This window comes from Amycolatopsis sp. La24, from assembly GCF_029087445.1.
Classification (GTDB): Bacteria; Actinomycetota; Actinomycetes; order Mycobacteriales; family Pseudonocardiaceae; genus Amycolatopsis; species Amycolatopsis nivea.
Genome location: NZ_JARACH010000042.1, coordinates 61,042 through 74,949, shown reverse-complemented (window position 1 = coordinate 74,949; position 13,908 = coordinate 61,042). Strand labels below are relative to the sequence as shown.

General features: G+C 70.2%; 14 protein-coding genes. 3 read left to right on the top strand and 11 right to left on the bottom strand.

The window, feature by feature from the left end:
* Nucleotides 1–231: 231 nt before the first annotated feature.
* The 9 genes from fahA to PUT80_RS31355 form a co-directional block, all read right to left on the bottom strand.
* Nucleotides 232–1,401 carry a fumarylacetoacetase gene (fahA, locus tag PUT80_RS31395; RefSeq protein WP_134730612.1) on the bottom strand — a complete coding sequence of 390 codons (1,170 nt, stop codon included), beginning with the start codon at nt 1,399–1,401 and terminating at the stop codon, nt 232–234.
* Nucleotides 1,398–2,255 carry a hypothetical protein gene (locus PUT80_RS31390; protein WP_275294345.1) on the bottom strand — a complete coding sequence of 286 codons (858 nt, stop codon included), beginning with the start codon at nt 2,253–2,255 and terminating at the stop codon, nt 1,398–1,400. The genes fahA and PUT80_RS31390 overlap by 4 nt, the downstream gene beginning before the upstream one ends.
* Nucleotides 2,222–3,421: a cupin domain-containing protein gene (locus tag PUT80_RS31385; RefSeq protein ID WP_043830279.1), complete on the bottom strand. Its 1,200-nt coding sequence runs from the start codon at nt 3,419–3,421 to the stop codon at nt 2,222–2,224. The genes PUT80_RS31390 and PUT80_RS31385 overlap by 34 nt, the downstream gene beginning before the upstream one ends.
* A 158-nt stretch (nt 3,422–3,579) precedes the next feature.
* On the bottom strand, nt 3,580–4,119 hold the full coding sequence (locus PUT80_RS31380) for a MarR family transcriptional regulator (RefSeq protein ID WP_037812827.1): 540 nt from the start codon (nt 4,117–4,119) through the stop codon (nt 3,580–3,582).
* A gap of 43 nt (nt 4,120–4,162) precedes the next feature.
* The gene (locus PUT80_RS31375; protein ID WP_134666713.1) at nt 4,163–5,497 is read right to left on the bottom strand and encodes an MFS transporter; all 1,335 of its coding nucleotides are present in this window, start codon (nt 5,495–5,497) and stop codon (nt 4,163–4,165) included.
* Nucleotides 5,498–5,535: 38 nt separating this feature from the next.
* Nucleotides 5,536–6,939 (bottom strand): FAD-dependent oxidoreductase, encoded by a 1,404-nt coding sequence (locus PUT80_RS31370; RefSeq protein WP_275294342.1) that lies wholly within the window; start codon nt 6,937–6,939, stop codon nt 5,536–5,538.
* Nucleotides 6,936–7,730, bottom strand: a complete 795-nt coding sequence (locus PUT80_RS31365) for an SDR family NAD(P)-dependent oxidoreductase (RefSeq protein ID WP_037812554.1) — start codon at nt 7,728–7,730, stop codon at nt 6,936–6,938. The genes PUT80_RS31370 and PUT80_RS31365 overlap by 4 nt, the downstream gene beginning before the upstream one ends.
* The gene (locus PUT80_RS31360; RefSeq protein ID WP_037812551.1) at nt 7,723–8,556 is read right to left on the bottom strand and encodes a glucose 1-dehydrogenase; all 834 of its coding nucleotides are present in this window, start codon (nt 8,554–8,556) and stop codon (nt 7,723–7,725) included. The genes PUT80_RS31365 and PUT80_RS31360 overlap by 8 nt, the downstream gene beginning before the upstream one ends.
* A 23-nt stretch (nt 8,557–8,579) precedes the next feature.
* Complete coding sequence (locus PUT80_RS31355; RefSeq protein WP_275294341.1) at nt 8,580–8,999, bottom strand: nuclear transport factor 2 family protein; 420 nt, start codon at nt 8,997–8,999, stop codon at nt 8,580–8,582.
* Between the two features lie 117 nt (nt 9,000–9,116).
* Between PUT80_RS31355 and PUT80_RS31350 the strand changes: the two genes are divergently transcribed.
* Nucleotides 9,117–9,794, top strand: a complete 678-nt coding sequence (locus tag PUT80_RS31350) for a helix-turn-helix domain-containing protein (RefSeq protein ID WP_037812547.1) — start codon at nt 9,117–9,119, stop codon at nt 9,792–9,794.
* Between the two features lies 1 nt (nt 9,795).
* Here PUT80_RS31350 and PUT80_RS31345 read toward each other — a convergent pair whose 3' ends face one another.
* Both PUT80_RS31345 and PUT80_RS31340 read right to left on the bottom strand, forming a co-directional pair.
* The gene (locus tag PUT80_RS31345) at nt 9,796–10,446 is read right to left on the bottom strand and encodes a response regulator transcription factor (RefSeq protein WP_238605420.1); all 651 of its coding nucleotides are present in this window, start codon (nt 10,444–10,446) and stop codon (nt 9,796–9,798) included.
* Complete coding sequence (locus PUT80_RS31340) at nt 10,443–11,654, bottom strand: histidine kinase (RefSeq protein ID WP_134666705.1); 1,212 nt, start codon at nt 11,652–11,654, stop codon at nt 10,443–10,445. Before PUT80_RS31340 ends, PUT80_RS31345 begins: the two co-directional genes overlap by 4 nt.
* 168 nt (nt 11,655–11,822) lie before the next feature.
* On the opposite strand from PUT80_RS31340, the gene PUT80_RS31335 reads away from it, so the two are divergent.
* Together PUT80_RS31335 and PUT80_RS31330 are read left to right on the top strand one after the other, a co-directional pair.
* The gene (locus PUT80_RS31335) at nt 11,823–13,262 is read left to right on the top strand and encodes a glycosyltransferase family 39 protein (RefSeq protein WP_275294340.1); all 1,440 of its coding nucleotides are present in this window, start codon (nt 11,823–11,825) and stop codon (nt 13,260–13,262) included.
* Nucleotides 13,259–13,888 carry a GPP34 family phosphoprotein gene (locus tag PUT80_RS31330; RefSeq protein WP_275294339.1) on the top strand — a complete coding sequence of 210 codons (630 nt, stop codon included), beginning with the start codon at nt 13,259–13,261 and terminating at the stop codon, nt 13,886–13,888. The genes PUT80_RS31335 and PUT80_RS31330 overlap by 4 nt, the downstream gene beginning before the upstream one ends.
* Nucleotides 13,889–13,908 lie beyond the last annotated feature (20 nt).

The window sequence follows — 13,908 nt, the reverse complement described above, 5'->3', positions numbered from 1 at the left end:
GCGCCCTGCTCGTCCTCACCCAGCACGAACAAGCCGTCCGCGACACCGCCCAGCCCACCCCGGCCTGACAACTACCACACCCCGTCAACCCGCCATGACCAGCACAAACCAGGATGAAAAATCCCCAATGTGGGTGCGTCAGATGCACCCAATGTGGCATTGGGGACGTACGCGAGGGGCCCCTGACGGAATCTGATTCCCTCAGGGGCCCCCTCACGTACTTTGCGCTGGTTACTGCGCGGGGAGGATGCGCCCCCGGACCTCGCCGAAGCCCAGTTTCGCGCCGCTGCTGGTGGTGGCGGCACCGGTGATCGCGACCTCGTCCCCGTCCTGGAGGAAGGTGCGGGATTCGCCCTTGACGGTCAGCGGATCCCGGCCGCCCCAGGAGAGTTCCAGGAACGAGCCCCGTTCCGCCGGGTCCGCGCCGGAGATCGTGCCCGAGCCGTAGAGGTCGCCGGTGCGGGCCGAGGCGCCGTTGACGGTCAGGTGGGCCAGCATCTGGGCCGGCGACCAGTACATCTCGCGGTACGGCGGGCGCGCCACCTCCTGGCCGTTCCACTCCACGGCCAGCGTGATGTCCAAGCCCCACGGCGACGATTCCCGCAGATAGGGCAGCGGTTCCGGCGAGGTCTGCCCGGGCAGCGGCACCCGGGCCTCGGCCAGCGCCAGCACCGGGACCACCCACGGCGAGATCGACGTCGCGAAGCTCTTGCCCAGGTTCGGGCCCAGCGGCACGTACTCCCAGGCCTGGATGTCGCGGGCCGACCAGTCGTTCAGCAGGACCGCGCCGAAAACGTGGCGAGGGAAGTCGTCCGGCGAGATCGGGGTGTTGGCCGGAGTGCCCGCCCCGACGATGAAGCCCAGTTCCGCTTCGATGTCCAGGCGGGTGCTCGGGCCGAAGACCGGGCCGTCCTCGCCCTTGCGCTGGCCGCTCGGGCGGACCACGTCGGTGCCGGACACGTAGACCGTTCCGGAGCGGCCGTGGTAGCCGACCGGGAGGTGTTTCCAGTTGGGCAGCAACGGTTCCGCGTCCGGACGGAACAAGCGGCCGACGTTCGACGCGTGGTGTTCCGAGGCGTAGAAGTCCACGTAATCGGCGACGTCGATGGGCAGGTGCAGCTTGACGTCGGCGACCGCGTGCACGGCTTCGGCGGGCACCTCGCCGGTCACGAGCGTCTGCAGCCGCGTGCGGACCTCGACCCAGCGGTCGTAACCCTGCGCCATGAAGGCGTTCAGCGTCGGCTCGGCGAACACCTCGTCGCCGAGGGCGATCGACAGGTCCAGCACGTGCTCGCCCACGCGCACGCCCACCCGGGGACTGCCGCCGCCTGCCGAGAAGACGCCGTACGGCAGGTTTTCGACGCCGAAGGGGGAGCCGGCGGGAATGTCGAGCACGGTCATGCGGGGGCTCCGATCAGGCCTAGATCTGTCAGTTCGGTGAGCGGGTCGGTGATGCTGCAGGTCCCGAACGAGGTGAACTTAGCGCGCGCCGCTGCCAGGCGTTCCGGGGCCAGCGCGCGGATCCGGTCGGCGACCGCGGCACCGTCGCGTTCGGCAAGCAGGGCAACGACTTCCTCGTCCTCGGCGCCGCGGTCGACCGCTTCGGCGGCGAGCAAGAGGTTCAGGAATCCGTGCTGTTCGAAACCGGTGTTCGGGTCAGTGTTGCGGATCGCGTGGTGCAGGCCCGCGGTCGCCTTGAACGGCACGTCCGCCTCGGCGGTCGCGCGGATCGCGGCGGCGAGTTCGGCTTCGTCCGGGTAGTACTCGGCCGACGTCCCGCCGGTGCGGAACTTCGCCTTGTGCGGGGTGCCGGAAAGCGCCCGCAGCAACGGAACCCGGCGTTCGTCGCGCGGGATCTCCACGGCGACCGGCACCGGGCAACCGTCCACTGCGGACAGGAACTCGTCCACAGGCATTCCTTGCGGCACCGCGATTTCCAGCGATTCGACCGACACCGGGAGCCCGTCGACCGCCTTGAGCACGTCGGTGATCCCGCCCGGCCCGGCGGGCAGCGTCACGGTGAGCGGCAACGGGGTTTCGCGGCCTGCCACGACTTCAGCCAGTTCCGCCAAGCCGGACGCGGCGACGACCAGCGGGCCGACCATCGCGGCGTACGGCGAAGCGGTGTGCCGGTCGTGGGCGGCGACGGCGTCCGGCAGCGGCGCGAGGCCGGGCGGGAAGACCGCCGCGTCGTCCAGCAGGCCGCGGGTCAGTGCGTCGGTCACGACTGCGGTCCCCGTCCTGCCCAGGTCCAGGCGTAGCCGGGGTCGTCGCTCGCGTGGCCGCCCTCGCCGATCTCCAGCGGGCGGAACGTGTCGACCATGACCGCCAGTTCGTCGAAGAACTCCGCGCCGAGCGAGCGTTCCACCGCGCCCGGCTGCGGGCCGTGGCTGTGGCCGCCGGGGTGCAGGCTGATCGAGCCCTGTCCGATGCCGGATCCCTTGCGCGCCTCGTAGTTCCCGCCGCAGTAGAACATCACCTCGTCGGAGTCCACATTGGAGTGGTAGTACGGCACCGGGATCGAGAGCGGGTGGTAGTCGACCTTGCGCGGGACGAAGTTGCAGATGACGAAGTTGTTGCCCTCGAACACCTGGTGCACGGGCGGCGGCTGGTGCACGCGGCCGGTGATGGGCTCGAAGTCGGAGACGTTGAACGTGTACGGGTAGAGGCAGCCGTCCCAGCCGACCACGTCGAACGGGTGCGTCGGGTACACGTAACGGGTGCCGACGACGCCGCGCGAGCCGCGGTGCTTCACCAGCACCTCGACGTCGGTGCCTTCGACGACCAGCGGTTCGGCCGGGCCGTGCAGGTCGCGCTCGCAGTAGGGCGCGTGCTCCAGCAACTGGCCGTAGCGCGACAGGTAGCGCTTCGGTGGCGCGATGTGCGAGTTCGCCTCGATCACATAGGCGCGCAACGGTTCCGGCCCCTTCGGCACCCAGCGGTGCGTGGTGGCGCGGGGGAGGATCACGTAGTCGCCGGTGCGGGCGGGCAGCGCGCCGAACACCGTCTCGACGACCGCTTCGCCGGACTCGACGTACACGCATTCGTCGCCGATCGCGTTGCGGTACAACGGAGAAGCCTCGCCGGCGGCGACGTAGGAGATCCGCACGTCGCCGTTGCCGAGCACGAGCCGCCGGTTGTTCACGACGTCCGCGCTCTTCCACTCCTGGCCGGGGAACAGCGTGTGCAGCTTGAGGTGCAGCGGCTTGAGCGGCCGGTTCTCGGTGAGCGTCTGGTCCGGCAGTTCCCACGGCGTCGCGTCGACGATCGCGGACGGGATGCCGCGGTGGTACAGCAGCGACGAGTCCGACGAGAAGCCCTCCTCGCCCATCAGCTCCTCGGAATAGAGCCCGCCTTCGGGCGTGCGGTGCTGGGTGTGCCGCTTAGGCGGGATGCTGCCCGCGCTGCGGTAGTAGGCCATGGGTCGCCTCCTCGGCGCGAAGTAATCAAAGTATGTACTACTTTCCGACCAGCCTAGTCCCCCAGCCGAGCCGTGGGAAGGGCTGGCGGCCGTCCGTGAAGGGCTCCTTGACGGAATCAGATTCCCTCAAGGAGCCCTTCACGGACAGTGGCGCCGGGCTAGCGGCGGGTCGCGAAGCCCGCCCGGCCGGAGATGAGCTTGTCGAGCAGCATCACCAGCACGCGCTGCTCGGCCTCGGTGAGCACCTCGACCCACCCGGCCTCGCGTTCGTTCTGCGCCTCGAACACCTCGAGCATCTCGGCGTGCCCGGCCTCGGTGAGCGAAAGCCGCACCGATCGGCCGTCCGTCTCGCCCGGCGTCCTGGTCAGCAAACCCTCGCTGACCAGGGTCTTCGCGAGATTCGAGACCGCCGCCCGGCTCATGCCGGTGAGCCGCGCGGCGGCGGACGGTTCGAGCGGCCCGGCCAGCCACACGACGAACAGCACCCGGAACGCCGACCACGACCGCCCGCGCGGCCGGTGCACGGCGGATTCGAGGTCGTAGGTGACCAGGTTCGACGCCCGGTTCAGCGTCAGCAGCACCTCGGTCGCCAGCTGGTGGCGGAACCCGAACTCGTCGGCCAGCCTGCGGTTGGCCAGCGCGATGAACGACCAGAAGTCGAGCGAGTCCGGGTCCGGCGGCGCGGCGGGGTCCTGCATGGACAGCACTGTAACCGCGCCGCCGGGATAATCAAACTCGAAACTACTTCACCGGACGAGCCAGGCGGGCGCCCGCGTCGCGCGGCACTTTCAGGAAGGCCAGCATCGCCGCGGCGACGATCAGGCAGCCGATCGGGAAGTACAGCCCGATCGTCACGTCGCTCTCGGTCGCCGCGAGCCCGATCGCGTACGGCCCGAAGAACCCGCCGAGCGCGGCGATCGAGTTGATCGCGGCCAGGCCGACCGCGGTGTGTTCCTTCGACAGCACGCGTGCGGCCATCGCCCAGTACGGCGCGAGGTAGCCGAGCACGCCGATCGCCGCCAGCGAGAGGCTGATCAGCGACAACGCCGGCACGGTCTTGAACTGGATCGCGCCGAAGAACCCGATCGCCGCGACCAGCACGGTGGCGATCACGTGGCCTTTGCGCTCGCCGGTGCGGTCGGAGTTGCGGGCGAGCAGCAGCATGCCGACCGCGCCGACGACGTACGGGATCGCGCCGAGCAGGCCGATGTTGGTGGAGGAGTACTTCGGGTCGAGCTGCTTCACGATCAGCGGCAGGAAGAACGTGAGCCCGTACAGGCCGCAGGCGATGAAGAGGTTGGAAATCGCCAGCAGCAGGACCTTGCCGTCGCGCACCGCGCGCAGCTGGCCGAGGAACGTCTCCTTCTCCTCCGGCACGTACTCGCGGTCGATCTCGGCCTGCAGCCAGGAGCTTTCCTCGGCGGTCAGGAACTTCGCGTCGGCGGGCTTGTTCGGGAGGTAGAAGAAGGTCAGCAGGCCGATCAGCACCGCGGGCGCGCCCTGGAGGATGAACACCCACTGCCAGCTGCTCATCCCGAACCAGTGCACGTGGTCGAGAATCCAGCCGCCGAACAGGCTGCCGAGGATCAGCGCGATCGGCTGCGCGAGCGCGAGCGTCGCGATGGCCCGGCCGCGTTCCTTGCCGCGGAACCAGAAGGTCAAGTACAGCAGCAGCCCGGGGAACAGGCCCGCCTCGGCGATGCCGAGCAGGATCCGCGCGATCATCAGGTGCGTCACGCTCGCGACGAACCCGGTCAGCACGGTCACGATGCCCCAGCTGACCGCGATCCGGCTGAGCCACAGGCGGGCCCCGACCTTCTTCATGATCATGTTGCTGGGCACCTCGAACACCACGTAGGCGAGGAAGAAGATCGCCGACGCGACGCCGAAGGTCGCGGCCGTGATGGTGAGCTCTTTGGCCATGCCGAGCTGGGCGTAGCCGATGTTCGCCCGGTCCATGTAGTTGAAGATGTAGAGCAGCAGGACGATCGGCATGACGCGGACGCCGACCTTGCGGACGGTGCGTCTGGCCAGCGGGGAGTCCGCCGTGGTGGCGGCTGCGGCGGGGACGGACATGGGGGTTCTCCTCGACGGTGAGCAGTAACTCTGAAGGATCAGGCGGCGGAGCGGCCGGCGATGCGGCCCATGGTGACGGCGTTGGCGACCGCGTTGCCGCCGCCGACGTAGCGGAAGCCGAGCACTCCGGCCCCGGCCTCGCCCGCGGCGAACAGCCCGGGCACGCGGTCGCCGCGGACGTCGAGCACCGCGGCACTGGAGTCGATCTCCAGCCCGGCGTGCGTGCAGACCAGTTCGGCGGGCAGGGTGCGCGCGGCGAAGAACGGTCCGGTGGCGATTTTCGCGGGCGGTTCGGCCGCACCCTTGGCGGACAAGGTTTCGTGCCGCAGGAACTCCGGGTCCTCGCCGGTGGGGAGCTGGGTGTTCCATCTGTCCACAGTGGCCTGGAGAGCGTCGGCGGGCACGTTCATCTTGCCTGCCAGTTCTTCCAGCGTGTCGGCCCGCAGAGTACGGCCAGCGTCCGCTTCGGACAGAACGTACTCGGCGTTCCAGTGCGCGTAGCCCGGCGGAAGATCGCGGCGCGCTCGGTCGTCGAAGACCATCCACACTGGACCGTCCTGCGCCGAGATGATGCCGCTCGACACCGCGTACGACGCGTCCTCGTCCATGAATCGGCGGCCGTGCGCGTTCACCAGCACGCGCGAGCGCGGCGGGAAACCGGACTGCCAGTGGTGCAGGCGCTGGAAGTACGCGGTCGGCAGCAGGAGCCCCCAGCCCTCGCCGGTGATCGAGGCGGACACCTGCTCGCCGAATGCGAAGTGGTCGCCTCGGGAGCCGGGCGCGGCGACGACGAACAGATCCTCGCCCGCCGCGTCGGCGTCCGGGTAATACCGCGAGCGCAGGGCGGGGTCTTGCGCGAACCCGCCGCTGGTCACGATCACCGAGTTCGCGCGGACCTCGATGCCGTCAGCGACTACACCGGCGACCCGGCCGTCCTCCACGAGCAGTCGTTCGACCCGGGTGTTCAGCACCGCTTCGGCGCCGGCCTTGCGGCGCGCGCGGTCGAGCACCTGGACGAGGCCGTAGCCCTGGTCCTTCGGCACATGCCCGCGCCAGACGTCCTCGACGCCCGCGCGCGTCAATCCCGGGGTGTGCGCGTCGTGCGACACCTTCGCCGGGATTTCCGCGCCGAGCCCGATCAGCCACTCGACCGCGGGACCGGCCTCGCGGCAGAAAGTCTTGAGCAGTCCGGGTTTCAGCTGCCACTGGTTGAGGTCGAGATAGTGCTGGAAGAACTGTTCCGGCGTGTCCTCGATGCCCAGTGCACTTTGGACACTCGTGCCCGCGGCGGTGAGCATGCCCGCGGACAGCTGGGTCGAGCCGCCGAGTTCCTTCTCCGACTCGAACAGCATCACCGAGGCCCCGTGCTCGGCAGCGGACACCGCCGCGGCGAGGCCCGCGCCGCCCCCGCCGATCACCACGACGTCAGCGTCGACGCTCATCCGAGATCACCTCCGGTTTCGGCGAGAATGCGATGGTAGAGACCGTTGGAGACGAGACCGCCGTCCACGGTGACCTCGCTTCCGGTCAAGTAGGTGGACCGGTCCGAGAGCAGGAACAGCACCGTGTCGGTGATTTCCCGGGGGTCGGCCATCCTTCCGGCGGGCACACTGTCCACAGCGGACTTGACGAACGCGTCCGCGCCCGCCAGCAGCCCGGTGTCGACCAGTCCCGGGTGGACGGAGTTGACCCGGATCCGCCACTTCGCGAAATTGCCCGCGGCGGACTTCGACAGTCCGGTCAACCCCCATTTGCTCGCCGAGTAAGCGGGGGAGAAGTAGCCGATCTGGCCGGAGATCGACGAGATGTTCACGATCGAACCGCCGCCCGAATCGCGCATCAGCGGCGCGGCCGCGCGCATCCCGTGGAACGGCCCGGACAGGTTCACCGCCAGCACCCGGTCCCACACCTCGGCGGTGGTGTCCTGGAACTCCAGCCTCCGCGAGATCCCGGCGTTGTTCACGAGACCGCCGAGCGAACCGTGCTCGGCGCGGATCCGGTCGAGCACGCGAGTCCACTGTGCCGGCTCGACAACGTCCATGGTGTACGGAGTCGCCGCCCCGCCCGCCGCGCGGATCTCGTCGGCGATTTCGTCCGCACCAGCGAAATCCGCGACGCAGACGTGCACGCCGCGTTCGCCGAGCGCGCGGGCGTGTTGCGCGCCCATCCCGTTCGCCGCGCCCGTCACGAGCACGACGTCCGGGTAGCGCACGGCTTCGGTGGCGTCAGACATGCCGGGAGCCGCCGTCGACCGCGAGGCTGTGCCCGGTGACGTACCGCGAACTGTCCGAAAGCAGGAACAGCAGCACGCCGCACACCTCTTCGGGCGAGCCGATCCGGTGCAGCGGCACCGCGTCGAGCGCCTTCGCCAGCGCGGGCGCGTCGTCCTGGATCCAGCGGGTCATTTCGGTGTCGATGTAACCCGGGGCGATGGCGTTGACCCGGATGCCCTGGTCGCCGAGTTCCACCGCGAGCGATTCGGTGAGGTGCGCGACCGCGGCCTTCGAGCTGCAGTACGCCGCGCGGCCCTTGCGCACGCGGACCGCGGACACCGATGCCATGTTGACGATCGCGCTGCCCGGTTCCATCCGCGCGGCGGCGGCCTGCGCGCCGAACAGCACGCCCTCGACGTTCACCGAAAGCGTCGAGCGGATCTGCTCCGGGGTGATGTCCGGAACCTCGGCGTACGGGAAGATCCCGGCGTTGTTGACCCAGAAGTCGATGCGGCCGAACTCGTCGATCGCGCGCTGGGCGAGCGCGACGTGGTCCTCGGCGCGGGTGACGTCCACAGCGGACGCGACGATCCGGCCCGGTTTGTCCTCAATGGACTCGGCAGCGAGCGCGACGGTGAGGTCGTCGGCGGTGGCGGTCATCGCGGCGGCGTCGAGATCGCCGCCCACCACGTGCACCCCGCGCGTGGCGAGACCTGCGGCGAAGCGCGCGCCCATGCCGCGGGCCGCGCCGGTGACCACGGCGACCTTGCCCGGCATCTCCGGGTAGCGCGCGGTCGCGGGCTGGTGCAGCACCCGGCCGGGGCCGGTGGGCTCGAGAGTGGTCATCTGGGTTTTCTCCTCGTTGTTTCTCAGGGCTCGCGATGCACGGTGCGGCGGCGCACGCGCCAGCCTTCCGCGGTGCGCACGAGTTCGTCGTCCAGCACGGTGAGCCGGTGCAGTCGCGGGGAACCGCCTTCCGGGGTCCCGACGATCTGCAGATAGGCGAGCGCTCGCAAGGCGTCCTCGGACTGCCCTAACTGGACCTCCACGGTGGACACCACGTGCCGCAGCCGTTCGCCGGATTCGACGCACCCGACGTGGAACCGCTCGGCGAACGCGGTCAGCGCGGCCGTGCCCGCGGCGGGTTCCGGGTAGCTGGGCGAGACGAACTCCCCGTCCGGGGTGAACGTGGCGGCCCAGCGCGCGGCCTGCCCGGAGTCGATGGCGTGGCTCTGGCGGCCGTAGAGCTGATGCACCGCCAGCACGTCCTCGACGGGGACTTCGCTCATGTCCGAACCTCGATCCGCGGGGTGGTTGCCTCGAACGGCAAACGTGCTATATTCGCACGTACCGTGCGATATGTAGGAACAGTAGGTCGCCGGACAAGCTGTCGTCAAGGGAGTCGTGTGTCCGAATCGGGGACGTCGAAGACGCTGAGCCACGGGCTTCAGGTGCTGGAGCTGCTGGTGGAGCACCCGCAGGGGCTCACGATGACCGAGATCGCCGACGGGATCGGCGTGCACCGCACGGTCGCGCACCGGCTGGTCCGCACGCTGGAGGCGCACCACCTCTGCCGCCGCGACCGGTTCAAGCGGATCTCGCTCGGTACCGGCCTCGTGCGCCTGGCCGAGCCGGTGGAACAGGACCTGCGCACGCTCGCGCGCCCGGTGCTGGAGGAGCTTTCGGACGCCGGCCGCGCGTCGGCGCACCTGGTGGTCCGCGAGAACGCCGAGCAGGTGCGGATGCTGATGATCGTGGAACCGCGGCAAGCGCGGATGCATGTGTCGTTCCGCAGCGGCCAGCTGGACCCGATCGGCCGCGGTTCGGCCGGGCTCGCGCTGCTCGCGGCGGAACCGCCGGTCGAGGGCGAACGCGAGGAGATCACCCGCGCCCGCTCGCGCGGTTACGCGGTGTCGGTCGGAGAGATCGCGCCGGGAATCACCGGGATCTCCGCGGTGGTGCCGACCGGCCGGGACGCGCCGGGCACGAGCATCGGGCTGTCTCTGTTCGAAGCTCCGGACCCGGACGAACTGGGCCGGTTGGTGGTGGCTTCCGCGCAGCGGCTGGGCTCGATGCTGAAATGACCTAGCGGCCGACGAGCCCGGCTTCGTGGGCCAGCAGTCCGGCCTGGGTCCGGTTGGTGCAGTCGAGTTTCACGAGCATCCGTGACACGTAGCTCTTCACGGTCGCCTCCGCCAGATGCAGCCGACCGGCGATGTCCGCATTGGACAGTCCTTCTCCCAGACACGCCAGCACATCCCGCTCCCGCTCCGTCAACCCGGCGGTCCGGCGGCGGGCTTCGTCATCGCGGCGGTGGCCGTCCGACGACAGCGCGACCAACCGGCGTGCGGCCGACGGCGACAGCACGGTGTGCCCGTCCGCCGCGACGCGAACGAGGCCGATCAGGTCCTCCGGCGGCGTCGACTTCACCAGGAACCCGGCCGCGCCCGCGCGGAGCGCCCGGATGACGTAGGTGTCCGCGTCGAACGTCGTCAGCGCGACGACCGCGGGCGGATCCGGCAGCGCGCAGATCCGCTCGATCGCGGCGAGCCCGTCCACACCGGGCATCCGCAGGTCCATCAGCACCACCGCGGGCCGGTGCCGGACCACTTCCTCGACCGCCTCCGCGCCGTCCCGCGCCTGCGCGACTACCTCGATGTCGCCGGCCGAACCGAGGATCGTGCGCAGGTGCGCGCACACCATCGGCTCGTCGTCGGCCACCACGACCGTGATCACCGGGCAGCACCTTCCGTGGTCGGGACGTAGGCGGGCAGTATCGCACCGATCTTGAACCCGCCGCCGGGCACCGGGCCCGCCTCGAAGGTCCCGCCGACGAGTTCGACCCGCTGGCGCAGCCCGCTCAGCCCCGCGCCGGAGCCGCTCCCCGCGAGCGCCGCGTCCGGCGGCCGGGTCGCGCGGGTGTTGGCGACGGCCACGTCCAGTCCGCCCGGGTGATAGCGCAGCGAAACCGTCGCCGAGCAGCCCGGCGCGTGCTTGCGGATGTTGGTCAGCGCCTCCTGCACCACCCGGTACGCGGTGCGCGCGACGGTCGGCGACACCGAGGTCCGGTCGCCGGTCACGGAAAGCTCGGTCGCGATCCCGACCGCCACCGATTCGGCGACCAGATCCGCCACCTCGCCCGGCAGCGGCGGATTCGGCACCGGCGGTTCGATGCCGGTGCCGTTGCGCAGCACGCCGACCAGGTCGCGCAGTTCGTCGAGCGCGTGCGCGCCCTCGCGCCGGATGTCCTCGGCGGCCGACTTCACCGACGGATCCGGCGACGTCACGCCGAGCGCGCCCGCGTGCAGCACCATCAGGCTCAACCGGTGCGTGACGACGTCGTGCATCTCGCTCGCCAGCCGTCGCCGCTCCGCCGCCAGCGCCTGTTCGGCGAGCAGATGCTGCTCGCGTTCCGCGCGCTCAGCCCGGTCGCGCAAGGAACTCAGCAGCTGCCGCCGCGCCTCGAAATACAGCGAGATCGCCACCGGCAGCGCGGTGCTCAGCAGCCCGAACGGCGTGGTGTTCCAAGCCGGATTCCACGGTCGCGTCGCCAGCAGTGCCAGGAACCCGGCGATCCACAGCAGCCGTCGCCGGTCCAGCTGCCGCACGAGCTGCGCCAGCACGATCGGCGTGATCGTGGGGACGGTCATCAGCGTCGGCTGGCGGACGGGCACGAGCAGGCCGGGGGAGAAGAGGTCGGACGCCAGCATCGCCAGCGAGGCCACGATCAGCAGACCGGCGACGCCGTTCGGGAAGCGCGCCAGGAGCAGCAGGGACGCGTCGCAGACGAGTTCCAGCACGAGCGTCGCGTACGGGCCGAGAAAGCCGGTGGCAGGCCCGGCGGCGAGGAAAAGGCCGAAGTCGAGGCAGGCGAACACCAGCGCGGTGCCGGCCAGCCAGAACCAGTCGGTCGACCGCGGCCAGGGACGGCACGTGCTGGTCACCCGGCCACGGTATCCGGTCGCCTGCCCGGCCGCGCCGGATCCGCATCGCCCGGGTGGCGGGTTACCGCCGAAAGTTGCGGCTCGATCGGAAGCGATCCACTTTCGTCGCTGCGGGCAGCTACCGAGCACGCTTACGCCGAACCCGCCCGGCGCGGTGGACTCGACGCCATGACGAGCGAAGGAATCCCGCGGTTCGCCCGGCTGCCGGTGCTGGCGGTCGCGGCGGGCGCCGTCGCGCTGCTGGCGGCGACGAGCACCCGGTACGCGCACGGCTTCGACGAGCTGTACTTCCTCGTGGCCGGTCGAGATCATCTGGCCTGGGGGTATTTCGACCAGCCGCCGCTCGTCCCGCTGCTGGCCGGCACGCTCGACCAGTGGTTCCCCGGTTCGCTGGTCGCGCTGCGGCTGCCGATGGCGCTCGCGGCCGGCGCCGGGGTGATCGTGACCGCGCTGACCGCCCGCGAACTCGGCGGCGGTCGCGGAGCGCAGGCAATGGCGGCCGGGGCGTACGCGACTTCGGGGCTGATCATCATCAGCCACTGGGTCGCCACCTACGCTTTGGACCCGTTCTTCTGGACGCTCGTGGTGTTCCTCCTGGTGCGCTGGACCCGGACCCGGCGCGACGGCCTGCTCGTGTGGGCCGGAGTGGTCACCGCGATATCGCTGCAGACGAAATTCCTGATCCCCGCGCTGTGGGGCGCGGTGCTGGTGTCCGCGCTCGTCTTCGGGCCGCGCAACCTGGTGTCCCGGCCGAAACTGTGGCTGGGCGCGCTGATCGCCGTCGTGGCGACCCTGCCGACGTTCCTTTGGCAAGCCACGCACGGCTGGGCCTACACCCGGATGGGCGAGGTCGTCGCGGCCGAATTCCCCGGCTACCTCACCTTCGCGCGCGACGGCTTGCTCGGGGCCGGAATGGGAATCGGCGTGCTGGCGCTGCTGTACGGGATGTGGCGGCTGTTCCGTTCGCCGGACCTGGTGCCGTACCGGTACCTCGCGGTGGCGTTGCTGCTGGTCGTGGCGGTGATCATCGGAACGCACGGCCGCTCGTATTACTTGATGAGCCTGTATTCGCTGCCGTTCGCCGCGGCCGCGACAGAGCTTGCGCGGCGAAATCTGGTGCACTGGTGGAAGATCCCGGTCGGAATCGTGTTCACGCTTTCGGCGGCGGTCACCATTGCCGGGCTGCCGGTATGGCCAGCTTCGATGAAAGCCACGTCGTTCGGTCCATTTCCGCTCGGCACCGTGTTCGCGGCCGGGGAGACCGCGCAGCAGCAGTTGGCGGACGGGGTCGGGCAGACGTATCGATCCCTGCCCGAGCCGATGCGCCGGGAAACCGCCGTATACGGGGAAATCTATCCGTTCGCCGCGGCCGTGGAGTACTACGGCCCGCGGTACGGAATCAAGAATGTCTACAGCGGACACCGAGGATACTGGTACTTCGACCGGCCGCCGGATTCCGCGCGCAACGTGCTTTTCGCGGGCTTCGATCCGGCGCTGCTGCGGCCGTACTTCTCTTCGGTGACTGAAGTGGTGCCCGGGCTGATGTGGCTGTACACCGGGCGAAAGCAATCCTGGGAAACGATCTGGCCAGAGGTGAAGAAACAATGAGCGACTCCTTGCCCGCGCGAGCGTATTTCCTCGCCTGCGACCCGGACGGCGGCCCGGTCTCCCGCCGCTCCAACGCGGCCCTGCTGGTCCGCGCGGCCGCGGTGACCGACCTGGTGCTGCGCGGCAACCTCCGCGACCAGCGCGGCCACGCCGAACCGACCGCCGCCGCCCCGACCGGCGACCTCCTGCTCGACGACCTGCTCGCCGACCTCCGCACGCACAGCCCCGCGTCGTGGCGCGCATTGCTCCGCCGCGGCAGGAACGACACGGTGCAGTCGCTGGAAACGCAACTCTCCGCGGCGGGTCTGCTCGAAGAGAGCAGCAGTTCGATCCTGCATCGCAAGGTCTTGGTGCCTGCCGACCCGGCGCGGGTACGCGATGCGCATGCGCAGCTTGACCACGCGCTGACCGCCCCGTTGTCCGAAGTGGACGCTTCCGCCGCGGCGCTGGCTTCCCTCGCCGCGGCGTCCGGAGCCGGGATGTCCCGCTCGGACGCGCGTCGCCACGCGGACCGGCTGAAGGAGTTGGAGAAGCTCGCGGGACCAGTGCTTCCGGCGTTGCGCAAGGCGGTAGCGGGCCGACGGGCAGCCCGGATCGCGGCGTTCTCCGGCGGTTCCGGCGGCTGACCGACAGTTCGGCCGCCGCC